This window comes from Colwellia sp. BRX8-9 (assembly GCF_014077245.1).
In the GTDB taxonomy this organism is placed as follows: domain Bacteria; phylum Pseudomonadota; class Gammaproteobacteria; order Enterobacterales; family Alteromonadaceae; genus Colwellia_A.
This window is the reverse complement of sequence record NZ_JACGVN010000001.1, coordinates 141,497-166,242: the sequence shown is the minus strand read 5'-3', so window position 1 is coordinate 166,242 and position 24,746 is coordinate 141,497. Positions and strand designations below refer to the sequence as shown.

General features: G+C 35.9%; 22 protein-coding genes. 21 read left to right on the top strand and 1 reads right to left on the bottom strand.

The features are described from left to right. Window positions 1–130 precede the first annotated feature (130 nt). From H4J70_RS00815 to H4J70_RS00765, 11 genes are all read left to right on the top strand, one after another. Window positions 131–1,858: a diguanylate cyclase gene (locus H4J70_RS00815; protein WP_182250496.1), complete on the top strand. Its 1,728-nt coding sequence runs from the start codon at window positions 131–133 to the stop codon at window positions 1,856–1,858. Between the two features lie 136 nt (window positions 1,859–1,994). Next, window positions 1,995–2,465, top strand: a complete 471-nt coding sequence (locus H4J70_RS00810; protein ID WP_182250495.1) for a hypothetical protein — start codon at window positions 1,995–1,997, stop codon at window positions 2,463–2,465. A 202-nt stretch (window positions 2,466–2,667) separates the two neighbouring features. After that, window positions 2,668–6,723: a hypothetical protein gene (locus H4J70_RS00805; protein ID WP_310740283.1), complete on the top strand. Its 4,056-nt coding sequence runs from the start codon at window positions 2,668–2,670 to the stop codon at window positions 6,721–6,723. A 151-nt stretch (window positions 6,724–6,874) separates the two neighbouring features. Then, window positions 6,875–7,834: a DUF1186 domain-containing protein gene (locus H4J70_RS00800; protein ID WP_182217300.1), complete on the top strand. Its 960-nt coding sequence runs from the start codon at window positions 6,875–6,877 to the stop codon at window positions 7,832–7,834. 321 nt (window positions 7,835–8,155) lie between these two features. After that, on the top strand, window positions 8,156–9,490 hold the full coding sequence (locus H4J70_RS00795) for a pitrilysin family protein (RefSeq protein WP_182217298.1): 1,335 nt from the start codon (window positions 8,156–8,158) through the stop codon (window positions 9,488–9,490). After that, complete coding sequence (locus tag H4J70_RS00790) at window positions 9,491–10,867, top strand: pitrilysin family protein (RefSeq protein ID WP_182250494.1); 1,377 nt, start codon at window positions 9,491–9,493, stop codon at window positions 10,865–10,867. A 183-nt stretch (window positions 10,868–11,050) separates the two neighbouring features. After that, entirely contained in the window at window positions 11,051–11,848 is a 798-nt protein-coding gene (locus H4J70_RS00785) for a PhzF family phenazine biosynthesis protein (protein ID WP_182250493.1), read from the top strand. A gap of 455 nt (window positions 11,849–12,303) precedes the next feature. After that, entirely contained in the window at window positions 12,304–12,669 is a 366-nt protein-coding gene (locus H4J70_RS00780) for a cupin domain-containing protein (RefSeq protein ID WP_182217293.1), read from the top strand. Between the two features lie 322 nt (window positions 12,670–12,991). Next, a complete protein-coding gene (locus H4J70_RS00775; RefSeq protein ID WP_182230994.1) occupies window positions 12,992–13,486 on the top strand; it encodes a DUF2878 domain-containing protein in 495 nt (164 codons plus the stop codon). Continuing rightward, window positions 13,479–14,039: a chalcone isomerase family protein gene (locus H4J70_RS00770; RefSeq protein ID WP_182217291.1), complete on the top strand. Its 561-nt coding sequence runs from the start codon at window positions 13,479–13,481 to the stop codon at window positions 14,037–14,039. Before H4J70_RS00775 ends, H4J70_RS00770 begins: the two co-directional genes overlap by 8 nt. Further along, window positions 14,032–14,589, top strand: coding sequence for a DUF3833 domain-containing protein (locus tag H4J70_RS00765; protein ID WP_182217290.1), 558 nt, complete (start codon window positions 14,032–14,034; stop codon window positions 14,587–14,589). The genes H4J70_RS00770 and H4J70_RS00765 overlap by 8 nt, the downstream gene beginning before the upstream one ends. 1 nt (window position 14,590) lies before the next feature. On the opposite strand, the gene H4J70_RS00760 is transcribed toward H4J70_RS00765, so the two are convergent. Further along, window positions 14,591–15,487 (bottom strand): TIGR01777 family oxidoreductase, encoded by an 897-nt coding sequence (locus tag H4J70_RS00760; RefSeq protein ID WP_182230993.1) that lies wholly within the window; start codon window positions 15,485–15,487, stop codon window positions 14,591–14,593. A gap of 199 nt (window positions 15,488–15,686) precedes the next feature. On the opposite strand from H4J70_RS00760, the gene H4J70_RS00755 reads away from it, so the two are divergent. The 10 genes from H4J70_RS00755 (at window position 15,687) to H4J70_RS00710 (ending at window position 24,730) form a co-directional block, all read left to right on the top strand. Beyond that, the gene (locus H4J70_RS00755; RefSeq protein ID WP_220470350.1) at window positions 15,687–15,878 is read left to right on the top strand and encodes a hypothetical protein; all 192 of its coding nucleotides are present in this window, start codon (window positions 15,687–15,689) and stop codon (window positions 15,876–15,878) included. A gap of 1,035 nt (window positions 15,879–16,913) precedes the next feature. Beyond that, entirely contained in the window at window positions 16,914–17,483 is a 570-nt protein-coding gene (locus H4J70_RS00750) for an LON peptidase substrate-binding domain-containing protein (RefSeq protein ID WP_182230991.1), read from the top strand. A gap of 133 nt (window positions 17,484–17,616) precedes the next feature. Next, complete coding sequence (locus H4J70_RS00745; protein WP_404842425.1) at window positions 17,617–18,186, top strand: sigma-70 family RNA polymerase sigma factor; 570 nt, start codon at window positions 17,617–17,619, stop codon at window positions 18,184–18,186. Continuing rightward, window positions 18,179–18,865 (top strand): ChrR family anti-sigma-E factor, encoded by a 687-nt coding sequence (locus H4J70_RS00740; RefSeq protein WP_182250492.1) that lies wholly within the window; start codon window positions 18,179–18,181, stop codon window positions 18,863–18,865. The genes H4J70_RS00745 and H4J70_RS00740 overlap by 8 nt, the downstream gene beginning before the upstream one ends. 34 nt (window positions 18,866–18,899) lie before the next feature. Then, window positions 18,900–19,859: a DUF523 and DUF1722 domain-containing protein gene (locus H4J70_RS00735; RefSeq protein WP_182217283.1), complete on the top strand. Its 960-nt coding sequence runs from the start codon at window positions 18,900–18,902 to the stop codon at window positions 19,857–19,859. A 190-nt stretch (window positions 19,860–20,049) separates the two neighbouring features. Beyond that, entirely contained in the window at window positions 20,050–21,429 is a 1,380-nt protein-coding gene (gene phrB, locus H4J70_RS00730; RefSeq protein WP_182217281.1) for a deoxyribodipyrimidine photo-lyase, read from the top strand. A 67-nt stretch (window positions 21,430–21,496) separates the two neighbouring features. Then, the gene (locus H4J70_RS00725) at window positions 21,497–21,958 is read left to right on the top strand and encodes a nuclear transport factor 2 family protein (RefSeq protein WP_182222667.1); all 462 of its coding nucleotides are present in this window, start codon (window positions 21,497–21,499) and stop codon (window positions 21,956–21,958) included. Beyond that, complete coding sequence (locus H4J70_RS00720) at window positions 21,958–22,674, top strand: SDR family NAD(P)-dependent oxidoreductase (protein ID WP_182250491.1); 717 nt, start codon at window positions 21,958–21,960, stop codon at window positions 22,672–22,674. The genes H4J70_RS00725 and H4J70_RS00720 overlap by 1 nt, the downstream gene beginning before the upstream one ends. A 5-nt stretch (window positions 22,675–22,679) precedes the next feature. Continuing rightward, window positions 22,680–23,951 (top strand): NAD(P)/FAD-dependent oxidoreductase, encoded by a 1,272-nt coding sequence (locus tag H4J70_RS00715; RefSeq protein ID WP_182217276.1) that lies wholly within the window; start codon window positions 22,680–22,682, stop codon window positions 23,949–23,951. Window positions 23,952–23,953: 2 nt separating this feature from the next. Continuing rightward, window positions 23,954–24,730 (top strand): DUF1365 domain-containing protein, encoded by a 777-nt coding sequence (locus H4J70_RS00710; protein ID WP_070373604.1) that lies wholly within the window; start codon window positions 23,954–23,956, stop codon window positions 24,728–24,730. The last annotated feature ends 16 nt before the right edge of the window (window positions 24,731–24,746 follow it).

The window sequence follows — 24,746 nt, the reverse complement described above, 5'->3', positions numbered from 1 at the left end:
TGCGTTGTCATCGTACAAAAAAGGCACGTTAACTTTTTTGGGTTCATCGTGTAAATAGAACCTTTTGTATTTAATATTAGCTGTTATTTAACCAATTATTCTTGTTATACCATAATATTTTTAACATAATATGAAACATGGAGTTTTAACAGGTTATAAGAATATTCTAAATTTTATATATCGCTATCAAAATTATATTCGCATCCTTAAATTCGTTATTACAAAATATACCGCATGTTTTGCTCTTCTAATTTTTTCACTCACCGCCATTTCAATAAGTGCACAACCTTATGTAAAATTAGATAATCTCAATAAAATCAAACTAAATGAACATAATCTCTGGTACCAAACTCAATCGATAGAGATAAATCCTAGTTTTGCGAAGTTAAGTCAATTATATAAAGATGCTAAACAAGTCACTTCGACATTAGGAGGTCGCGGCGCTTATATTACTAAGATTAAGTTAATTAATACAAAAGGGCATGAAGATACTTGGTTTGTTAAGCTTCATACTAATTATCTCGATTTAGGTACCGCTTATTGGCAGCGCGACAGCGGTGAAGTTATAACGTTAGCAAACTTCGGGCAGATTGGTGGTACGAACCCGAAATTAGCTCACTCGCAAGCATTTTCCCTTTCATTAAATCAACAGGAAACGGGCACGCTGTGGATTTATATTGAAGCTAAAATGTTTGCAACACCTGTTACAGTAAAATTTTATAATAAGGCAGCATTTTACAACAAGCAATTTTTTGTCAATAGCATCACCTCTATTTCATTTGCAGTAATGCTTACGTTAGCCTTAATCGCTTTCTTTATATATCTCAGAACCAAGTATTTGGTTACGTTGGCCTGTACTGGTTATATAGGCATACAAGGCTTAGGTTGGTTTTTAGCCTCAGGAAGTTTTGGTCATTTATTTGCGGTGTCAACATTTAACCCCGTTTACATCGCTATATGGATATTCCCTTTTGCTATTGCTTCAGCCTGTCAATTCACAAACTTATTATTTAATTGCCAACAAGATCATCCTAAATTAGCTAAAACATTTAACTTACTGTCGATAGTTTGCTTAAGTTTAGGTTTGTTCATGCCTTTTAGTTCTTTTGCGCAGAGCTACTTAATATCACATGTTATCGCAACGCTGTGGATCCCACTCTGTATTGGTACTGGGATATTTATGCTCGCGCAAAAAGATTTTAGGGCTAAGTATTATCTAATTGGCAATCTTTTATATGGACTGACGTTAATGGGTTATGTCTTATCTCACCTTTATAAGATTGACTGGGATATTTCTCTTGAACTGATTGTGCAAATAGCGCTAACCATCGATTGTATTTGTATTCTTCTTTCTTTAGCTGAATGGTTGCAAATACAACAGAAAGAATTTCATCGCACTTATGCTATTTCACGTATTGATCCATTAACTCAAATTGGTAACCGCTTTGCTCAAAATGAAAAATTAGCCAGCTTAAAAGGGCATTACTGTATTACTTTTATTGATCTAGATGGTTTTAAAAAAATCAATGACAAACTCGGCCATGACGAAGGTGATAAAGTGCTGATTGCAACAGCTGATATCATGCAAAAAAAACTTCAAGGGTTGGGTAGCATTTTTCGCTGTGGTGGTGATGAGTTTATTTGGGTTGTTAGTATTAAAAGCTCACAACAGGTTAAGCCACTTTTGCTGAAATTGTCTGATCTACTAATAGAAACGGCAAAAGAGTTACAAGAAAAAGGATGGAAAGATGCGGGGCTAAGTTTTGGTATTGCAACGAGTTTTGAAACCCTAAATCAATCTGAATGTTTATCACTAGCCGATAAACGTATGTATAAATATAAACAAGATAAGCAATAGCACATTTTAGCAATGTCATTTGTCGGCCTTAAAGTCGCGGATTTGCTAAAATGAATTGCTTTACAATCTTAGGTTTCAGCGGTTGTTCACAAATTAACAACAACGAGTAACCCAGTTCACCTTATAAGGTTTAATAATGAAATTTTTAGTTATTATATTCTCGGTATTATTATTAAGCGCTTGCGCTTCAACAATAGATACTTACAACCCAAACAATATCTCTAGTCAAACCCTGTCTAGTGTTTCTGTAGATGACGTAGGGTTATGGGTTGGCGATTATGAACTAGTCACTGATATTGCTTCAGCATTTGATACCAATGGCGCCAAAGTTATTTCTGTTAATGTTTGGGATACAGTTCCCGCAGTAGTTTATCTAAAAGAAGGTGAGTATCAATTTGTTATTCGATGTGAATCAAGGGGACTTTATAACTTTCATAATATTGATATCACACTTGCAAAAGGTCAGAAATATAAGGCTTATTGCTTGGGTAAATATGAAGACGCTTTCCTTGGTGATAGATTGACAAAGATTTTTGGTTTTATCAGCGAAGAAGATGATTTGTTGGCAGAAAAAGTAACTAATCAAAAAATTATAGATAGTTTGTAGCTGAGCTTATAAATCGTAAGGCCAGGCAATAAACACTAGATTTTTGTCCATTAATATTTTAGCAAAAAAAATCGACTTCAATAATTACGCTGAGCTCGTAAGTATCAGTCTCATGCTAAGTGTAAATTAAAATAGCTAAGTAAGTTGCTTTGTTCATTAGCTTAAGGGCAAAATAAAAGAAAAACGTCACAAGGAGATATAAGTGAAAAATACAAAATTGACCTACAGTGTTTTTTCTTGCCTACTACTATTATTAATGTCGTGCTCACTTTTTGCCAAAGACACTATCCCGGAGCCTTTAACACCATGGGTGTCTTGGGTATTGAAAGGGCACGAAAACCTATCTTGTCCTTTCATCAATAACACTAACTTTGCTGACAAGCAGAATCATATTTGTGCTTGGCCAAGTACGCTGGCAGTAAATGTAACAGACAGTTCAGCAACGTTTAAACAATCATGGCAGGTATTAACGAAAAGTATCATCCCTTTACCCGGAAATGATAATAACTGGCCACTTGGTGTGAAGGTTAATAACAAAGACTTTCCTGTATTTAGTTATAAAGGTAAGCCATCTATTGAATTAGTCAAAGGCACTTATGTTATAGCAGGCCAATTTGAATGGTCAAAAATACCGCAAAGTATCGCTATCCCTGAACAATACGCCTTCGTTAAAATGACAATTAATAACCAAGTCATCGCCTTTCCTAAAATAGAAAATAATGAGCTATGGTTACAAAAGTTTGAAACGAGCCAAGAGCAACAAGACTCTCTTGATATAACGGTTGCAAGACGAATTGCAGACGGCGCTTATATAAAGCTTGAAACCTTCATTAGTATCAATGTGTCAGGTCAAATGAGAGAAGTAAAACTCGGCAAGGTACTGCCTAAAGGGTTTGAACTGATTGGCATTGAATCACCTGTTTCCTCATTTTTAGATGGTGACGGTATCTTGCACGCTAAATTGAAACCCGGCAGTTGGGAAATAAAGGTGCTAGCTTATGCACCCGCTACTTTATTAACGTGGCAAAAACCTGAACAATCTCATCATTGGCCAAAAGAAGAAATTTGGGTTTTTGAAGGGCATGAAAACTTGCGACTGGGTAAAGTTGAAGGTGCTAAAATGGTTGATAGTAGTCAAGCAAATATGCCCAATGCTTGGTATGAGCTACCGAGTTATTTAGTTAATAACGACGATTCACTGCGTTATGATATTCAACATAGAGGAAAGCCCTTACATTTAGAAAATCAACTTAACTTGAAACGCACCTTATGGCTTTCATTTGATCATTCAACTTACACCTTTAATGATGATATTAATGGCGCAATGATCAATGATTGGCGTTTAAGTATGAAATCTCCTTATTTATTAGAGTCTGCAGAAGACCAAGATGGCTCAGTATTAATTACCACCAAAGAGCCCAATGAAAGGGGCATCGAAAACCGTTATCCACAGGTAAAAATTGAAGCAAGAGGTATTATCAACTCAGCCAAACAACTACCTGTTAGCGGTTGGAACAACGATTTTGAGCGGGTATCATTGAAGCTAAATCTGCCTCCAGGCAATAAATTGTTTGCCGTATTTGGAGCCGATACCGTGTCAAACAGTTGGTGGTCAAGTTGGTCAATTTGGGCAAGTTTTATTGTTTTATTATCTTCTTTAATGGCGAGTCGATTGATTAATGTCACCGCAGGTATTGCCACTGCGGTAATGCTGCTTTTTATATATCAAGAAATAAACGCGCCTGTGATCGCCATTCTTAATTTACTTTTAGCAATCGTTATTAAAAAGCATCAACCCTTTGAACGCATGAAAGTCTTAGTTAAGGCTTATTGGGGGATCAGTATAACGGTTGCTATTGGCGCGATATTATTATTTTCTGCAACCCAATTACGAACCGTGATACACCCTCAGCTGGAGTCACGCGAATCAAGTGCAGACAGTTATAGAGAGCGTGTAGTTGTACAAAACAAAGAAGCACAGATGAGCAGAAAGCGCAGTGATGTTATCTCCTCTGCAGATCTAATGAGTGCACCTGTTGAAAGAATCATAGTGTCAGGTAGTCAAGTGAAAATGGCTGAATTAATGATGGAGCGTTATCAAGCTGATGCGTTAATGCAAGCTGGCTCTGGTATTCCAAGTTGGCAGTGGAATAGCTATCAAATTAATTGGAATAGTCCTGTTGCTAAAGATCAAACGTTCGAGGTGATTGTTTTATCAAAAACCATCTATAGGTTCATTAAGATACTGGGTATATTGTTGACCTTGATTTGGCTGTTTTTAATATTAAAAGAAGTCATTAGCGAGGCATACACTAAAATTAAACCTCAGGCAGTCGCGAGTGTGTTGGTATTATTGTTCTTAATGCCGAGTTATATACCTAATGTTGAAGCCGCCGACTTCCCCAGTCAAAAACTCTTAGATGAGCTTAAGGTAAGGCTGACAGAAGCGCCATCGTGCGTGCCTGATTGTGTTGCTATCAATAGATTACACGTTAGCATTGATGAGAAAGAATTAACCTTGGTGTTATCTGTTCATGCTAATACTGCTACTGCGTTAGCTTTACCCAAGTCTGAATTTTGGCGACCAGAAAAATTATTACTAGGTGAGACTTCAGTTGAAAATAAAATTGAAAGCTTAGTTAACTATAAAGGTTGGATATATATTCCTATTGCCCAAGGATTATCTACCATCACCTTGCGGGGGCAGGTGGCTCCCGTTGATGAATTCCAACTTGAATTTAAAGATAAGCCTAAGCATGTTAATACATCCTCTTCAGCCGCTTGGCAAATTGTTGGTCGTCAAGCTGACCGGTTAACTGGCAATACCTTGGCCTTTTTAGCTACCAATACCGATAAAAAGGAAAATGAAAATCAGCAAATTTCAACTCGTTATAGTACACAGCCCTTTGTTAAAGTGACCAGAGAACTGACTGTTGACCAATTATGGACGATACGCACTAAGGTTGAACGAATAGCGCCGAATAGCGGTTCAATAAATATTAAGGTTCCTTTAATAGCCGGTGAAAATATTACCAGCGCAGAGGTTATTGTTGAAGATAATCAAGTGGTAGTTACTTTACCCGCTGGAGTTAACTTTTTTACCTGGACTTCTATCGTTGCTCAACAGCAAGACCTTCGTTTGCACGCTAAGCCTGAACAGCCGTTAATTGAGCTATGGCGAGTGATTGTTAGTCCTGCGTGGCATGCAAATCTTTCTGGATTACCAATAATTCTAGAAGACCAAGACAATAATGATTATTATCGTTACTCTTTCTATCCATATCCCGGAGAAAGCCTAGATCTCACCATTACCCGACCTGTTCCAGTAAAAGGTGACGTGTTAGCCATAGATTCAGTAAATTACACCATTGAGCAAGGCACCCGTACTTCAACGTTAAGTTTATCTTTTGATTATCGAAGTACACGTGGTGGCGAGCATATTATTGAATTGCCGCTAAGTTATCAGTTAAAAGAAATTAGAACGGATAACAAACTGATTAACCTTCAATTAGAAGACGATAAACTGGCAATTCCAGTACTGCCTGGTAAACATAATGTCCAGATACTGATGCGTGCCAGTGTTGAAGAAGAATTGTTGTTCTCTGCGCCAAAAATAAACTTAAATGCGCCAATAAGTAATATTACCAGTATTATTAATTTGAGTAATCAGCGCTGGATACTTTCTGCTAAAGGTCCTCTACTGGGGCCAGCGGTACTTTATTGGGGTGAGTTGTTAGCTTTTATTTTATTAGCTTTACTCGTCTCAAGAGTGAATTTTTCACCCTTAAATACCGTGAGCTGGATAATCTTAGGCTTTGGCTTAAGTTTAAGTAATTGGGGAGTGTTGATGCTAATGGCGCTGTGGTTTGCTGCTATCACTGCTAGTACTTATCGACCAAAAAATATTAATCGACTTTCATATAATGCATCGCAGGTTTTATTATATCTGTTATCAATTGTCGCCATCGTGTCGCTTTTACTTGTGGTTCCGGCCAGCCTGTTGAGTTCGCCTAGTATGGGTATTGAAGGTAATTATTCATACGGTAACCACCTGCAATGGTTTTCAGATAAATCGAGTGGTTTGTTACCCCAAGTATCTGTGGTGAGTATCTCAACCATTTTTTATAAAGGTATTATGTTGGTTTGGGTTATTTGGCTGAGTTTTGCTTTTTTAAGTTGGATAAAATGGGCTTGGCAAGCGCTTGGTCAACAAGGCTATTGGCGAAGTGAACTCAGTAAGCAACTAGACGAAAAATAATAGCTCGTTGCAACAAAACTAGATCTATTTGAAATATTAAATGAAAATTTGATTAGATCTAGTGCTTTCATTGGTAACGGCAATAGGAAGTGTTTATTATGTAACATTTGGCATTTGCCACCCATTATTGATTATTTAACGCGGAACTTACATGAATTTAGAACAAGCTTTATTGGTAATCGCTACTGCACATGGCAACGAACTACCTGTTGAAGCGCTAGAAGCAGTTAAAATGAATTGGTCAGTGTTTTATCCTGATTTAGAGCGACTCATCGATCAATTTATTACCGATGATACTTCGCTTACCGATGAGCAACAGGCGATTTTATTTTTCGGCACCTTATTACTAGCAGAATTAAAATATGTTCCCGCGTTGTCAAAATGTCTGCAGTTATTCTCGCGCAGTGATTCCTTTTTAACTCCCCTTGAAGGGGTGTTTGGAGATGCTCTTACTGAATTAACGCCAACCTTATTTTATAATGTGGCAGATGGTAATACACAAGTATTGTCTGATTACATTGTTGATGGTCATCAAGCGATGTACTGCAAAGCTTCTGCTATTGAAGCGGTGTTTGCTCAATACGAAGTGGGTGTCATTGATAAGACGGAATTAAGTGAACATGTAACTCGCTGGCTAGCAGCCTTTTTGGCTTTACCTAATCCAATCAGTAGTTTTTTAATGAGTGCATTAGCCGATTCTTGTATTGAATATCAACTTGATAATTTCAAACATCAGTTTGTAGAATTATGTGATAAAGACTTATTTGACGAAGACCGCTTTAAAAAATCTGAGGTAAAGGCCTGGCACAGGGGAGATGCACCTAAGCTGATAGAGTCTGGTATTATTCAGGCAGAGTTTAGTGTCGTTGATACGTTAAAGGCATGGATTGATGATGACTCTGAAGATGAACTAATCGACACACTTCCAAGTGAAGACCATGATATATTTGAGTCGTTAATGGCTGAAGGTGGTTTATTAGCTAATATCCTTTATGACGAAAAAACAATTTTAGAGAACAGCGTACCGGTGAGTTCATTAGCTATGGCTGGACGCAACGATCCATGTCCTTGTGGTAGTGGCAAAAAATATAAAAAGTGTTGCTTACAGTAAAATAAAGCGCTGGCATTTACTTTAAAGAAAAATAATACAGCGCAATTAAATCCGTATCTACATTATCTCGTCAAACTAGAAAAACCGCTCATTGAAAGATTAGCGGTTTTTTACTTTCTTAAGGGAATATTTCATTAAAATTAATCGCTATATCAGTTATCTTTTTGATGCTAATTTTATCAGTAAATGACATCAATCTGTCATCATCAATGTAAAAATCAACATTTTATTAACAAATTTCGTTTGACGCGTCTTTGTTGCTTGCACATTTATTTTTTCTCAATACAATCAATGACAATTAAAGTTTATAGTGAAAATAACATGAAAAAATTAATCCTAGCACTTTGTTGTGCTTTGGTAAGCTTGTCTGCAAGTGCCTTAACTACGCTTGAAGATGTTAAGTCTTTTACCTTAGACAACGGTATGACCATCATCGTATTAGAAGACCATTCTATCCCTAATGCCAACATGTATTTATTCTGGAAAGTAGGCTCTAGAAATGAATATCCTGGCATAACGGGGCTTTCACATTTTTTTGAACACATGATGTTTAATGGTGCAAAAAAATACGGCCCTAAACAGTTTGACCGTGTAATGGAAGCTGCCGGCGGAGCTAATAACGCTTACACTTCGGAAAACATTACCGCTTATACTAATTGGTTCCCGGTTAGTGCAATAGAAACAATTTTCAGTTTAGAAGCCGATCGTATTGAAAACCTCGCTATTGATGAAGCTATGGTAGAAAGTGAACGTGGCGTAGTGACCTCTGAAAGATCAACTCGGTTAGAAAATTCAAATTTCAGTAAACTGCATGAAGAAGTAAAAGGCGTCGCTTTTCGAGCACATCCTTACAGTTGGGGGGTTATCGGTCATCAGTCAGACATAGATAATTGGTCGATTGAAGATCTCAAGGCCTACCACAAAACGTATTATGCACCGAACAATGCTGTTGTGGTTATTAGTGGTGATGTCACCTTAGCGCAAGTAAAAAAACTCGCAAATAAACATTTTGCACCGATCAGCGCACAATCAAGCCCAAGAAAAGTACATACCGTTGAGCCTAAGCAACTCGGTGAGCGTCGAACATACGTGCAAAAGGAATCTTCAACTTCTGCCAATGTATTATTTGCTTTTCACGTACCAGAAACTCGCCATGCAGATTATTATCCATTGAAAATGCTTGCCTCTATTTTGGGTGATGGCCAAAGTTCTCGTTTGTCTAGAAGTCTGGTTGATGATAAACAAATAGCAACAAGCGTTTTTACTTATATGCCGGATTCATTTGATCCCAATCTATTCTATGTTTTCGCTACCGCGACCAGTACGGTAAAAGCGAGTGTGCTTGAGCAAGCGATGGTGGCAGAAATTAATAATATTATTGTTAATAGCGTTACTGAGCATGAGCTCACCAAAACCAAAAATATTGCTCAGGTAGATTTTTATCGCACGCTTTCCACAATCAATGGTAAAGCAAATACGTTAGGGACATATGCGTTATTTTTTGATGATTATTCAAAAATGTTTACAGCAATTTCAGACATGAACAAAGTGTCAGTTGAAGACATTAAGCGTGTCGCGAGTACCTATTTAATAAAGTCGAACCGCACGGTTGGCATTTTAGCTGCTGAACAAGACAGCAGCGAAGGAGATTTATAGATGAAACATTCCCTTTTATTTATTTGCAGCTTTATCATGATATTAAGTCATCCAGTATTCGCTGAATTTACTTTACCCGATTATCAAAAGCTGACATTGAAAAATGGCTTAACCGTTTATTTGATGGAACAACATGAAGTCCCTTTAGTCGATATTAAAGTGGTGACTAAAGCTGGCGCAGTTAATGACGGTGACAATTATGGCTTAGCGAACTTTACGGGTACTGCGCTTGGTTTTGGCAGTAATAAATTATCAAAAAAAGAAATTGAAGATTTATTTGATTTTCATGGGGCTAACTTTAGCAACAACGTTGGTATGGAGTCATCTACGTTAAGCTTATCTATTGCCAGTAAAGATATTGATGGATTGTTGCCAGTATTTAGAGATATTTTATTAGCGCCGAGCTTTGAAAATGAAGAATTTATTAAAGAGAAAAAACGTTACCTTGAAAACCTAAAACAAAGTAGGGAGCAACCCGGGCGAATTATCGGTGGTGCATTTAACCAGCTATATTTTCAACAACATTTATTAGGAAACCCTGTTGATGGCAATATTTCAACTATCGAAAAGCTTTCTCTTAAACAAATAAAAACTTTTTACCAGGCGTTCTACTCAGCAAATAATAGTGCACTTATAGTTGTTGGCGACTTTAATAGCAAAAGTATGGAAAAAAAGATTAATGATTTATTTTCAGACTGGCAAACTAAAAATATAAGTGCACCTAATTTAAAGAGCTTTAAAGCTCCTGAAGAATCAAACGTATTGGTTGTTAATAAAAGTGATGCTAACGAAAGTACTTTTATCATAGGTGGTAAAGGGATAGCGTCTAATCATCCTGATATGGTTGCCATCAAAGTGATCAATACTATATTGGGTGGTAGATTTACCTCGTGGTTAAATGACGCATTACGTGTTAATTCGGGTTTAACATATGGTGCGAGAAGTCAATTCAATAGCTACTCAACCGCGGGTACGTTTGTTATATCTACTTTCACTAAAAATGAAACAACCTTTGAAGCCATCGATTTAGCGCTAAAAACCTATGACAGGTTATGGGAGCAGGGTATTGATAAAGATACCTTAGAATCTGCTAAAGCTTATGTTAAAGGGCAATTCCCTCCAAAATATGAAACAAGCCGCCAACTGGCTGGTTTACTGGCTACTATGTGGGTTCAACAGCTTGATAATACTTTTATTAACGATTTTCAAAAAAATGTTGATGCGCTAAATGTCATCAAAGCAAATGAGATTGTTAAAACTGTTTTTCCAAGAGAAAACTTACAGCTAGTCATTATAGGTAAGGCTGACATCATTGGTGAAAAAGCAAAAAAATACGGTAAGGTAAAAGAAGTTGATATCAATACAGTTAGTTTTTAGATGTGTAATAAAAACGCATAACGCTAAAATTTTTAGCATATAAAATTAAGTGCGCAGTACTATACTGCGCACGTTGTAAACAGAGAGAACCCAACGAGAACAGCAACCATCGCTTTATTCAATAAGCCTCAATTATTGATAAAAAAACACTGAAAAATTGATCACACTGGAGTATTATTTTTAATGGAACTACAGATAAATGTTATAGATGCATTCACTGATGAGACGTTTAAAGGCAACCCCGCGGCTGTCATTATAACCTCAGACTGGCTGACTACAGAGCTTATGCAGTCTATTGCTATCGAAAATAACCTTTCAGAAACTGCCTTTGTTAAACAAATTAATAATCAAACGTATGAAATACGTTGGTTTTCACCGATAACCGAAATTGATTTCTGTGGGCATGCCACGCTAGCTGCTTCATTCGTTATTTTTGCTAAAGATAACACAATTAAAGAAATTAACTTTTTCGCAAAGGCCGTGGGCGATCTGTCAGTTACAAAAACCCCCGATGGCCTTATACAGATGTGTTTTCCTAATAAAGAGCCCGCTGTCGTAAATGAAATTCCTGAGGCGCTATTAAATGGTTTGTCGATTAATCCCATCGACGTTTTATTAAATGACCAAGCGTATTTTGTTATTTACAAAAATGAAAGTGATGTGCTCGCTGTTATAGCCAATAGTGACGAATTAAAGCAGCTTGCTCCTTATGATGTAGTTGTGACATCGACATCGACATCAACAGAGTTTGATTTTGTCTCTCGTTACTTTTGGCCTGCAAATGGTGGTGATGAAGACCCAGTAACGGGTTCTATTCATACTGGATTAATGCCTTATTGGTCTAAAAAGTTAAACAAAACCGACCTTATCGCTTACCAAGCCTCTAAGCGAGGAGGAAAACTGATGTGCCGCATAGAAGGAGATAAAGTTTATATCTCAGGTAAAGCGGTGCAGTACTTAACGGGTACAATTACAGTGTAGTGTTATTGTTCAGTGGAAAACTTAGATTAACACTCCCATATCAGGGTCTAAAAAGTTAAACAACCCCGACCTCATCGCTTACCAAGCTTCTAAGCGAGGAGGAAAACTGATGTGCCGCATAGAAGGAGATAAAGTTTATATTTCAGGTAAAGCGGTGCAATACTTAACGGGTACAATTACAGTGTAGCGTTATTGTTAAGTTGAAAACCTAAACTTAGACTAACACTCCCATATCAGGGTCTAAAAAGTTAAACAAAATCGACCTCATCGCTTACCAAGCTTCTAAGCGAGGAGGAAAACTGATGTGCCGCATAGAAGGAGATAAAGTTTATATCTCAGGTAAAGCGGTGCAGTACTTAACGGGTACAGTTACAGTGTAGCGTTTTAGACAATTAAGGGCGCTTTACGCTATCGCTCAGTGGACATTAAAAATCACTCTCCCTTTAAGGAATCTCATGTTAAAAACACCGATAAATTTATTGAATAAGTTCACTCATTTTTCTGATCAATGGTCACCAAGAGTGGTTGCCCAAATGAATGACTATCAATTTAAATTGGCTAAAATTCAAAATGAATTTACTTGGCACTCGCATCCAGACACCGACGAAGTTTTTCTTGTTATAGAAGGTGCTATGAGTATTGAGTTTAGGGATGGCAAAGTGGACCTTCTTGCGGGTGAAATGTATGTTGTGCCAAAAGGCGTTGAACATAAACCTCATGCAAAAGATGAATGTAAAATAATGCTTATAGAACCTTGTGGTGTCGTTAATACCGGAGATTCACCAGGAGAGCTTACCGCTCAGAATGATCTTTGGGTATAAAGTATATAGCGATACTTTTACTTTGCTAACGGGCATTTTTACCCTATTGGCTTTTGTAGGTGCCGCTCTCTAAACTGTTAGCACAGAACATTGCAACGCTAATAACCTCTAGTGTAATCATCATAGGTTTTACAATGTTACTTATGCGATATAAAACTTATACTATCAAAGCAAAAATGTATTTCCGTTTAATTTTAGCAATGTTAGTACCGCTAGCTTATACAAGAACAAATATTCCATATAAGTTGTGCTAAACCTAAGTGGATAGATCTTATTCTCTTATTGATACGTATATAGAAAAAAAGGTTGATTTGATAAATATATGTTGATTAATTTAATTGGTTTTAATGTTTCATGGTTTGGCTTGGTTTATTGGGGTAATAATTTTATTCCATTCGCCTTTATGCTTCTACTTGCCCACTTGTTTTTTCAATCTAAGAATTATAAAGAATTGTTGTTAATCTTGTTGGTCAGCGTCATTGGTATTGGTGTTGATTCATTATTACAGCAACTCAATATTTTCATTTTTATTGAAAAAGCTCATATTCCTTTTTGGCTGATGATGTTGTGGGCTAGTTTTGCCGCCACCATTTGTCATAGCTTACAATTTTTAGCTTCTTCTAAGGTCCTTCAATTAGTGATAGGAGGATTAATATCACCATTAAGTTATATTGCTGGTTATAAATTATCAGCGGTTGATTTTGGTTATTCTATGCTTACAACTTATACCCTTTTAGCGTTGGTATGGGGGACATTGTTTATTTTGTTTTTTTATTTGAAATCAAAAATTATTACCCAAGAGGTAAATAATGCTTAAATTTTATGCTCGATTGATCGTTATCACCATGTTACAACAATTTATTACCGTTCAAGTGTTAGCAACTGATGATATCAAGCCAGACACATTAAATAATATTCTTACAGAGCAGGTTTATATACCTGTTGGTCAAACAACTTTTTCTGTGCTTTTTTGGGACCTGTACAAAAGTAAATTACTGACAACTTCTGGAAAATATCCTATTGAGTTAACGGATGAAAAATTGTTATACCAGATTAACTATTTGACTGACATTTCAAGTAAAGACTTAATTGAACGTACAGTCGAGCAATGGCAGCATTTAGGTGTACCAAGAGAAAACTTTGAAAGCTATGTACCTATGCTTGAAAAAATATGGCCTGATATTAAAGAGGGCGATAGCTTGTCTTTATATGTCAGTAATAATAAGAGTACTTTTTATTTTAATAACGATCTTATTGGTGAAATTGAACAGCAAGAATTTAGTCAACTTTTTCTCGATATATGGTTATCAAAAAATACCAGTGAACCTAAGCTTAGGCTTGAATTATTAGGAATTAACAAAGATGAATAAATATATAAGAACTCTAGCTTTTATTACCACAAGCTTATTTATTTCTAGCTGTTCGGTAGAGTTAGAGGAATACAAACCAGTAGCTAAGCCATTTGATATAAAATCTTACTTTGATGGTAAGGTTATTGCTTGGGGAATAGTTCAAGATTATACCAATGAAGTTAAAAGACGTTTTTGTGTCGAAATTGAAGGAAGTTGGCAAGAAGATCAGGGTGTACTTGCAGAAAAGTTTTACTTTGATGACGGTGAAATAAGCTACCGTAATTGGCAATTGACTAAACTATCTGATGGAAGTTATGTCGGCGGTGCAGAAGATGTTGTCGGTGAGGCTATTGGCAAGCATCAAGGTTTTGCTTTTCAGTTTCAATATACATTATCGTTAAACCTTGATGGTGACATAATGGAAGTTGCTATGGATGATTGGATGTATCAGTTAGATGAAAATAAGGTCTTTAACAAAACTGCTATGTCTAAATTTGGTGTTCAGGTTGCTGAAATAACATTGTTTTTTGATAAGGAAACAACAAATCAAAGCTGTCAGTCTAATTAAGTTATTGTAGTAGGTCAGTTAAAGCGGCTTCAATTTTATTATGTTTAAAAACGAAACCGCTATTTAATAGTTTTTGTGGTACCACATTTTGTCCATACAGCAACAACTCTGCCATTTCACCAAAGATAAGTTTAAGTAGTGGGGCTGGCGTAGTGAAAAGGCTAGGACGATGAAGTGATTTTGATAAAGCTTTTGAAAATACTTCATTGGTTACCGCATTAGGAGATGTCATGTTTACTGGTCCTGACAAGTTGTCATTATCAATTATATGTAATATTGCAGAGACCATATCGTCAATGTGCACCCAAGACATAACTTGATCGCCCTTACTGATCTTCCCGCCAACACCTAATTTGAACGGTAATAACATTTTAGCTAAGGCACCAGAACTCTTATCTAATACTATCCCGGTACGTAATAGAGCAACCCTAGTATTTACTGAACAAGCAAGTAACGCTTTTTCTTCCCACTTTGCACAGACTTCATGAGTAAATTCTTGATGAAAATCTTTAAAGGTTTCATCAATGGCTTGACTGTTTTGTCGACCATATATACCAATTGCACTGCCAGAAATAAGCAAACTTGGTGGTTTTTCTGCGATAGAAATTAACTGTGCTATTTCTTCAGTAATATCCCATCTGCTTTGACAAATTCTATTTTTTTGCTCTTGTGACCAACGCTTATCAGCAATAGGCTCGCCGGCTAAATTAATAACAATATCAGTGCTTTCTATGTTGGTAAGTAAGAGTTTATCAATAAACCGGACTTTTTTGTTTATGACTGAACTCGCAGATTTAATATTTCGAGTTAACACCGTAATCGTGTTTTTGTCCGTATTTATAGATTTAATCAATGCTTGGCCAATGAGGCCAGTTCCACCGGTAATAAGATAATTCATAGGTACATCCAATGATTAGAATAACTAAATTAATACGTAGTATTAATCTTATAAGATCATTCAAAATTGTTTTAATATTTTATCAAAATATTGTGAACTTTGTCTTTTTTATGCGTAATTTGAAATGAAATTAACTTAATAAACGTATAAGGGAAGCCAAGTGAAATATTTTAAAGTATTAACAGTAACCATTATAAGTATGTTTTTTCTACAAGCTTGTAATGATGATAAAGCAACAGAGCCAGAAAAAGAAAAAATAACCATTGTTGATGCTGCTATTAGTAATGGCAGTTTTAGTACATTAGTCGCAGGACTTCAGGCTACAGGAATAGATGCAATATTATCTAACACCAAAATATCTGTTGGTATCGATACCGTAATTCTTGATTAATAGCTCGTATTACATTTTCTAATTAGTTGATATTATGCCCCTGCCTATGGGGCTTTTTTTTGCTTATTATTTACTTTTAAGTGATCGATTATCTGGCCATTAACGTATAACTGAACATGACGATAACAGTTAATCTTTATCGACAGGACATAGTAACTCTGACTAAGACATAGTTTTACCTTTTAATGCATAACCTATTTATATGCATATTTTTATGCCCCAGCTTATGGGGCTTTTTTTTACTTATTATTTACTTTTAAGTGATCGGCTATGTGGCCATTAACGTATAACTAAACATGGCGATAACAGTTAATCTTTATCGACAGGACACAGTAACTCTGACTAAGACATAGTTTTACCTTTTAATGCATAACCTATTTATATGCATATTTTTACGCCCCAGCCTATGGGGCTTTTTTTTGCTTATTATTTACTTTTAAGTGATCGGCTATGTGCTGGCCATTAACGTATAACTGAACATGACGATAACGGTTAATCTTTATCGACAGGACATAGTAACTCTGACTAAGACATAGTTTTACCTTTTAATGCATAACCTATTTATATGCATATTTTTATGCCCCAGCCTATGGGGCTTTTTTTTGCTTATTATTTACTTTTAAGTGATCGATTATCTGGCCAATAACGTATAACTAAACAACACGATAACAGTTAATCTTTATCGACATGACATAGTGACTCTGACTAAGACATAGTTTTACCCTTTAATGCATAACCTATTTATATGCATATTTTTACGCCCCAGCCTATGGGGCTTTTTTTTGCCTGTTACTTATCTTTATGTGATCGATTGCTTGTTTTTTAACGTATAACAAACAATAACGATAGTAATGAACAATTAATATCTATCGGCTTTGATTCAAGCATAGTGGCCTGACTAAATGTAGTTTACCTTTGATTCATAGGTTACTTATATAGATGTTTTAGCCCCGGCTTAAATGATTTTTTATATAATTTTGATCGTTTTTTGTCCATGCACGTATATATTAATAAGATAATAGAAGTAATAAATATATGAAAATAACTACAATCAATCTACCTGTTTTTCCTTTGCCTATATTCCTTCTGCCTGAGGGAGTTACCAAATTAAGAATATTTGAACCGCGCTATTTAAAAATGGTGGGTATTGCTTCTAAAAATGGTGGCTTCATTATATGGTCGAAGAATAGCAACAATGATATTTCAAATTCATTGTGGGGAAGCTGGGTCGAAATTATTAATTTTGATCAAGGAGATGACGGAATATTAGAAATTGATGTTAAATGTAAATCATTAGTAGAAATTAATACGTTAACCTTGGATAGCGATAAATTGTATTTTGGTGATGTAAAGCAAATTCAACATTGGTCACAATCTTCAGTCGATACTTCACTCTCTGAGTTGTCAGAGTCTTTAGCAAACGTATTCACGAACAATCCGGACTTAGATGATTTATATCAGCAAAAAGAAATCACTCGTCCAAGCTGGGTTATTGCAAGATGGCTAGAGTTGCTACCAATAGATTTAGACATAAAAGCCACATTTGTTATAAACCATGATTTTCAAGCAGCAAAAGAATTGGTTCAATCTGTTATAGATAAATAAATATAAATATATTAATTAATTAGTGATCTTTATTCATTTGTAACCGTATAAGCATCTAAATATAATAAAAGCGGTGATAGAAGTGATGCAAACTAACTTGCTAAGCACAGTGACAAGTGTTAAATCTAGTAACATGACAGAAAAAATTAATCATCCTCAGCTTTGTCAGTGGCTTAACGACGTAGCATGCACAAGAGATAAAAAAGCATTCACCGATTTGTTTCAATTTTTTGCACCTAAAATTCAACGAATTGCCCGGGGTAAATTCCCTAATGAAGCTCAAGCTAGCGAAGTGGTTCAAGAGACCATGAGTAATGTTTGGCGCAAAGCACATTTATTTGATAAAGACAAAGGAGCCGCTACGACTTGGGTTTATACAGTCATGCGAAATGTCACTTTTGACATGTTACGTAAGATCAAGGGCAACAAAGAAGACAACCTCAGTGATGACATTTGGCCATTAGCAGAAAGCCAAGTGAGTGAAGAAGAATCATTTGATGATCATCTTGAAAATAAAGAGCTTTTATCAGTAATTGAAAAATTACCAGAAGCGCAACAGCAAGTTGTTAAAGGTTTCTATTTTATGGAAATGTCTCAAGAACAACTAGCGAACCATCTAAACCTACCTCTAGGTACTATAAAATCTCGTTTGCGTTTAGCTTTAGCGAAACTCAAAGTGCAGTTAGGAGAAAATCATGATTAAACATCACCCGAAATTTGAGTTAATACAGTCGTTTGTTAATGGTGATTTACCCGCTTCTTTGTCTGCAGGTATTTCCATTCACGCTAGTATGTGTCCAACTTGCCAACAGAAAATATCACTGTTGACTGACCAAGTAGCAGAATTGAATTTTGATGAGTCAGCTACAAATATCACTCACAGTGGTGGCGATTTAGTTGCTGAAGGTATTCTAGCGATAAATTTTGATGACATGATTAATAGCATCACAGATTCTGATGCGATTGATGTTATGCAACCGGTTGAAACTAAAACAATCAGTTTTAAAGATAAGTCTTATCAATTACCTAGCGTATTGAATAATATGATGTTGGGAAAAACAGCACATATAGGTAAGTTAGCAAGAAAACGTGTACAGCTTGATGAAAATGAAATTCATACTAATTTGTTGCACATGGAGCCAAGCGGCTCTGTTCCACAACATACCCACAAAGGTTTTGAGTTAACGTTATTATTAGAAGGTTCTTTTCATGATGAAAAGGGTGAATATGTAAAGGGTGATTTTATTATGCTTGATGGTGAACATCTTCATAATCCAATTTCAAGCAGTGGCTGCCTTTGTTATACTGTAGCTAATGACGCAATGCATTTTACACAGGGCATTAATAAATTGCTGAATCCAATAGGTTCCTTTATCTATTAGGTAAGCAGATGTTCTAACATTTTTAGGGAAAAATATGATTCACTCAGTCGACAAAGAAGATTTACTTATTGGCATTAGTGCTTGTTTGCTTGGCGAGAAAGTTCGCTTTGATGCCAGTAACAAACCTTCGACTTTTTGTATAAAAGAATTTAGTAATCACGTAACGTATAAATCTTTTTGTCCTGAAGTCGCAATAGGTTTACCGATTCCAAGGCCGACAATTCGTTTAATAAAAAAGGACGATGTCATTCATGTATCTCGTCCTGATGGCAGTGGTGATGTTACACAAGCACTTCAGCTTTACGGTGAAAAAGTCGCTAAAGCGACTAAAGATTTAAGTGGGTATATTTTTTGTGCTAAAAGTCCAAGTTGTGGTATGGAAAGGGTTAAAGTTTACAATCCAGGCGGTCACGCGTTACCATCTGACGGCATAGGTGCGTTTGCTAAAGTTATTATGGAAGCTAACCCACTACTGCCTTGTGAAGAAAATGGCCGCTTAAATGATATGGTGCTTCGTGAAAACTTTGTCGCTCGTGTATTTGCTTACAAGCATTGGCAAAACCTCATCGCTACAGGGCTAACTAAACACAAATTAACAACATTTCACAGCAAATATAAGTACACAGTAATGAGTCATGATTTAATTGCCTACAAAGATTTAGGTCGATTGTTAGCGAGAGCGGATATGCCGCTTGCTGATATGGCTGACGAATATATTTTAGGGCTAATGACTGCACTAAAAATAAAAGCGACTCGTAAAAAACACGCAAATACTCTTGCCCATATTCAAGGATATTTTTCACAGCATCTCAAAGCTAATGAACGACAAGAGCTTTGTGATCAGATAGATGCTTATCGTGAAGGACTTGTGCCATTAGTTGTTCCTTTAACGTTAATCAAGCATTACCTATTACAGTACCCTAAAGATTATTTAACAAATCAATCTTATTTAGCACCTTATCCTGATGCACTAAGGTTAAGATATTCATATTAATGCTTTTCAAATTAATTAAGTCATCGGCTTTACAGAATAGAGTATCAGTCAAAGGCAAGATGTTTATTTTATAAAATGTTGTACTATTTATAAAATAAAGCATCAGTCATTGGCTGTTTACCATTAGCAATGATTATAAAATTTGTTAAACGGGCAAAATTACTTTCAGTCAATGATAAAGGAATAAAATTTGTTACTTTGGTTTCGCAATGATCTTAGAAGTCATGATAATCCCGCATTACAGTATTTTTTAAAAAACAATCAAGATAATGCTCCCCTTAAAGCCGTTTTTTTCATCTCTGAACAACAATGGCACCAGCATGATTGGTCTGCTATAAAGATTGATTTTATAAAACGCCATGCCATAGCACTTCGCGAAGAGCTTCTGTCAGTTGGTATTGAGTTAGAATTAGTTGACGCCGCTACTTTTGAAGATCAGGTTTCATACTTACAAGCGCGTTGTGAAAAAGAAAATATCAATGAGATTGTTGCCAACAGTGAAGTCGAATTTAATGAACAAAAACGTGATAAAGCTATTGTTGCACTGGGTATAAAGCTCAGTTTATTTGAAGCTGATGTTATTGTGCCTAAGGGAAAAGTTCTTAATTTATCTAACCAGATGTATAAGGTTTTTACTCCTTTTAAACGTGCCTGGTTGACTTATGTTAAGCAACATAGCTTTGATTATCTAGGTAAAATAGAAACTAGTACCGCTAAAGTATCATCAGCAGATACTCTTTCTGATGCAAGTATATCTTCTGGTTGGCCACTGGTTGGTGACATTGAAAAACATGTACTTCCTACTTTCTTTAATGAAAAAATATCTGATTATCACGATCAAAGAGATATCCCTTCCATTAAGGGCACCTCGGGGTTGTCACCTTATTTAGCTGCTGGTGTCATTAGTCCCAGGTATATATTAAGAACTTTAATTAACGCCTACCCAGACATATTAATCGCTTCAGATAGTCAAGAATTTTCATGGTTAAATGAAATCATATGGCGTGAATTTTATAGAAATTTAATGTTTCATGAACAAAGGCTTTCTAAACACCAGTGCTTTAATGAGAAGTACCAAGGCGTTAATTGGCATTATGATAAAGGTTTGTTTGATGCTTGGTGTCAGGGTAAAACAGGATATCCGCTAGTAGATGCCGCCATGAGACAACTCAATCAAACGGGTTGGATGCATAATCGACTTCGTATGGTTGTCGCAAGTTTCTTGACTAAGCATCTATTAATCGACTGGCGTCTTGGTGAAAAGTATTTTATGAGTCAGCTAATCGATGGTGATTTAGCCTCTAATAATGGTGGCTGGCAATGGGCAGCAAGTACGGGTTGTGATGCACAGCCATACTTTAGAATTTTCAACCCGATAAGACAAAGTGAACGTTTTGATCCAAAAGGCATTTTCATCCGTAAGTATTTACCAGAGTTGGGAAGTGTTCCAGATAAAAACATTCACTTTCCGCATTTGTTTATAGAAAAAAACAAAAAAAATATTTATTGGCCACCAGTTGTTGACCATAAAGAAGCTAGGTTAAAAGCTCTCGCTTTCTATAAGGTATAACTGGCTTACTTATAATTTTAGCTAATCAAAATTTCTATGATTAGCTAATGCCATTACGGTAACAGCAATGCAAAATAATGCCCCACAGGATACATCAACCACTTCGCCGTTTTGGTTAAATAACTTTGTTAACGTTTATCAAACTCTTTCTACCGACAACCTAGATCTTCTTTCAAAGATTTATCATCGTGATGTTATTTTTATTGACCCCATTCATGAGCTTAAAGGCTTTGATAACTTATTTGAATATTTTCAAAATTTATATCAAAATCTATCGACTTGTGATTTTGTTATTACTAATATTATTGCTGAAAAAGATCAAGCTGCTATTTATTGGACGATGTCATATCAACACCCCAAGTTGAATAAAGGTAAACTTATCACTGTAATAGGCCACTCCCATATTAAAGGTTATGAAGATAAAGTCATTTACCACCGAGATTACTTAGATCTTGGCGCAATGCTTTATGAACAATTACCTGTTTTAGGTAAGCTAATAAAATTAATTAAGCAAAAGGCGGCAAAGTAATGGCAATTCGTACTGTTTTAATCACAGGCGCCACTTCAGGTATTGGCCACGCTTTATATGAAAAATATTTAGCGCAGGGTGACAATGTTATTGCTTGTGGACGTGATAAAAGTAAATTAGATAAGCTGTGCAGTAAGGCTTTTAAAACATTGGTATTCGATATGACCAAACCTGCCCAGATAGAGTCTGCTGCTGTTGATATCAAAGAAATCGATATCATGATATTAAATGCAGGCGACTGCCGTTACATCGACGATGCTAAGCATTTCGACGGCAAACTATTTAGTGATATTATTGCAACAAATTTATCATCATTAGGTGCTCTTTTAGAATTTTTCTTGCCGCTCACTAACAAAGGTGGGCAGGTGGTATTTGTTAGTTCTAGTGCAACAATCGTCCCTTTTCCAAGAAGTGAAGCATATGGTGCCTCAAAAGCAGGTATGGATTATTTAGCGAATAGTTTACGACTTGATCTGGTGGCTGAAAATATTGGTGTAACATTGGTACATCCTGGGTTTATCAAGACGCCTTTAACAGAAAAAAACACCTTCGATATGCCGTTTCTATTATCTAGTGAAGAAGCCGCTACACGAATTTTTAAAGGTGTTAACCGCCGAACTAATTATTTGCACTTTCCAAAAAGGCTTACGTTGACCTTAAAGTTATTCTCTTTTTTACCTGCATCTCTTTGGCAATCAATTATTTTAAGGAAATAAAAAGCATGAAGCACATTGCTATTATTGGCTCTGGTATCTCTGGTTTAACCGCGGCTTATTTACTCTCAAAAAAGCACCAAGTAACTGTCTTTGAAAAAAATGACAAAATCGGTGGTCATACCGCCACAGTAGACGTTGAAATCGCCGATGAAACTTTTGCCATAGATACAGGTTTTATTGTTTTTAACAATAAAACTTACCCTAATTACTTGGCTTTATTGTCAGAGATTGGTATTGGTAAACAAGCTACTGAGATGAGTTTTTCTGTTCACAACTGTCAAACAGGTCTGGAATACAATGGCCATAACTTAGATACTTTATTTGCGCAAAGAAGAAATATATTTAATCCAAAGTTCTGGTTTCTTGTTAAAGAAATATTACGCTTCAATAAACTTTGTAAAAGTATTTATCAGCACAATGATTATCAGGAAGGGTTAACATTAGGTAAATTTTTAACTGATAATAATTTCAGTGCATTTTTTGCTGAGCATTATATTTTACCCATGGCTGCTGCTATTTGGTCAAGTTCATTAGCGCAAATGGAAGATGTTGAATTTAAGTTTTTTGTACAATTTTTCCATAACCATGGTTTACTTAATATCGCTGACAGGCCTCAATGGTACGTTATACCAAAAGGCTCTAGAAGTTACTTAACGCCATTATGTGCGCCATTTAAAGATAATATAATACTTAATGCTGATATTTCAGGGATTACGCGTAGCAACGACAAAGTTCACTTGCACTTTAACGAGCGCGCTAGTGAGACCTTTGATGAAGTTGTTATTGCCTGTCATTCAGACGAAGCCCTTGCCTTGTTAAATGATGCAACTGATAATGAAAATAGTATCCTATCTGCTATGCCTTACAGTGCCAATTCTGTGATTTTACATACCGACAAAACACTTTTACCTGATCGCGAGAAAGCGTGGGCAAGTTGGAATTACCAGCTCAGTCAAGATCGCTCTAAGGCAGCAAGTGTTACTTACAATATGAATATTTTGCAAGGCATAGAAAGTCAGCATACCTTTTGTGTGACATTAAACCAGAAAGAAGATATTGATCCAAAAAAAATATTAAGAGAATTTACCTATCACCATCCTATTTTTTCTGCTGATTCAATCACCGCTCAAAAAAGCAGATCACTCATTTGTGGTGTCGATCATACGCACTTTGCCGGAGCTTACTGGCATAATGGCTTTCATGAAGATGGTGTTAGAAGTGCTGTAGAAGTGGCTAATAAATTTGAATGTTATATAGCACCTACTGTTAAAGGCTAAAAATGTCTGAATTATTCAACAAAAGCAATATTTATCAAGGTAATATAATTCACCGTCGCTTTAGTCCTAAGGCGCATAGTTTTGATTACTCTTTGTATATGCTCGCGATAGACGTTGATGATGTAGAAAATAATAGTAACAGTATGGGGATTTTTGGTTTTTCGTGGTTTCATCCTTTACGCTTTGTTGAAAAAGATTATGTCAAGGGTGAACTATCCTCTCTTAAGGACCGTATAAAACAAAAAGTTGTTCTATTAGATGGGCACAATGAGATAGCTAAAATTGTCATGTTGGTACAAGTTAGATGTTTTGGTATATATTTTAGCCCAGCTAATTTTTATTTTTGTTATAACGAAAAAAATGAATGTACTCAAATGTTAGCAGAGGTTAGCAATACCCCTTGGAATGAAAGACATTTTTATCTAGTTAATTTACTCAATAAAAAAACAGCTAATACCAGTAAAAAAGAGTTTCAGGTTTCACCCTTTATGGATATGGCAATGACATATTTTTGGCATGTAAAGCCGCCGTCATCTGAACACGATAAGCTACTGGTTAAAATTGAAAACAAAACAATTAATGAAGAGACAGGCGAAGTCAGTAAATTATTCGATGCCAGTCTTGTTATGAAAAAGAAGCCATTTACTAAGAAAAGTTTGTTGGCAATCTGGTGTCAACTTCCTGTAATGACAGTAAAAGTTGTTTGGGGCATCTACTGGCAAGCAGTAAGGTTGTTCGTTAAACGGATACCCTTTATTGGCTATCAAAAATCAAATTAATATATAGATTGTAAAA

Bases quoted from the DNA above. Each gene is read 5' to 3' on its own strand.
- H4J70_RS00815 (WP_182250496.1), top strand. From the start codon at position 131: ATGAAACATGGAGTTTTAACAGGTTATAAGAATATTCTAAATTTTATA.
- H4J70_RS00770 (WP_182217291.1), top strand. From the start codon at position 13,479: ATGCTTAAATTTTATGCTCGATTGATCGTTATCACCATGTTACAACAA.
- H4J70_RS00780 (WP_182217293.1), top strand. From the start codon at position 12,304: ATGTTAAAAACACCGATAAATTTATTGAATAAGTTCACTCATTTTTCT.
- H4J70_RS00765 (WP_182217290.1), top strand. From the start codon at position 14,032: ATGAATAAATATATAAGAACTCTAGCTTTTATTACCACAAGCTTATTT.
- H4J70_RS00710 (WP_070373604.1), top strand. From the start codon at position 23,954: ATGTCTGAATTATTCAACAAAAGCAATATTTATCAAGGTAATATAATT.
- H4J70_RS00735 (WP_182217283.1), top strand. From the start codon at position 18,900: ATGATTCACTCAGTCGACAAAGAAGATTTACTTATTGGCATTAGTGCT.
- H4J70_RS00810 (WP_182250495.1), top strand. From the start codon at position 1,995: ATGAAATTTTTAGTTATTATATTCTCGGTATTATTATTAAGCGCTTGC.
- H4J70_RS00715 (WP_182217276.1), top strand. From the start codon at position 22,680: ATGAAGCACATTGCTATTATTGGCTCTGGTATCTCTGGTTTAACCGCG.
- H4J70_RS00795 (WP_182217298.1), top strand. From the start codon at position 8,156: ATGAAAAAATTAATCCTAGCACTTTGTTGTGCTTTGGTAAGCTTGTCT.
- H4J70_RS00790 (WP_182250494.1), top strand. From the start codon at position 9,491: ATGAAACATTCCCTTTTATTTATTTGCAGCTTTATCATGATATTAAGT.
- H4J70_RS00775 (WP_182230994.1), top strand. From the start codon at position 12,992: ATGTTGATTAATTTAATTGGTTTTAATGTTTCATGGTTTGGCTTGGTT.
- H4J70_RS00750 (WP_182230991.1), top strand. From the start codon at position 16,914: ATGAAAATAACTACAATCAATCTACCTGTTTTTCCTTTGCCTATATTC.
- H4J70_RS00785 (WP_182250493.1), top strand. From the start codon at position 11,051: ATGGAACTACAGATAAATGTTATAGATGCATTCACTGATGAGACGTTT.
- H4J70_RS00740 (WP_182250492.1), top strand. From the start codon at position 18,179: ATGATTAAACATCACCCGAAATTTGAGTTAATACAGTCGTTTGTTAAT.
- H4J70_RS00800 (WP_182217300.1), top strand. From the start codon at position 6,875: ATGAATTTAGAACAAGCTTTATTGGTAATCGCTACTGCACATGGCAAC.
- H4J70_RS00720 (WP_182250491.1), top strand. From the start codon at position 21,958: ATGGCAATTCGTACTGTTTTAATCACAGGCGCCACTTCAGGTATTGGC.
- H4J70_RS00755 (WP_220470350.1), top strand. From the start codon at position 15,687: ATGTTTTTTCTACAAGCTTGTAATGATGATAAAGCAACAGAGCCAGAA.
- H4J70_RS00760 (WP_182230993.1), bottom strand. From the start codon at position 15,487: ATGAATTATCTTATTACCGGTGGAACTGGCCTCATTGGCCAAGCATTG.
- H4J70_RS00725 (WP_182222667.1), top strand. From the start codon at position 21,497: ATGCAAAATAATGCCCCACAGGATACATCAACCACTTCGCCGTTTTGG.
- H4J70_RS00745 (WP_404842425.1), top strand. From the start codon at position 17,617: ATGACAGAAAAAATTAATCATCCTCAGCTTTGTCAGTGGCTTAACGAC.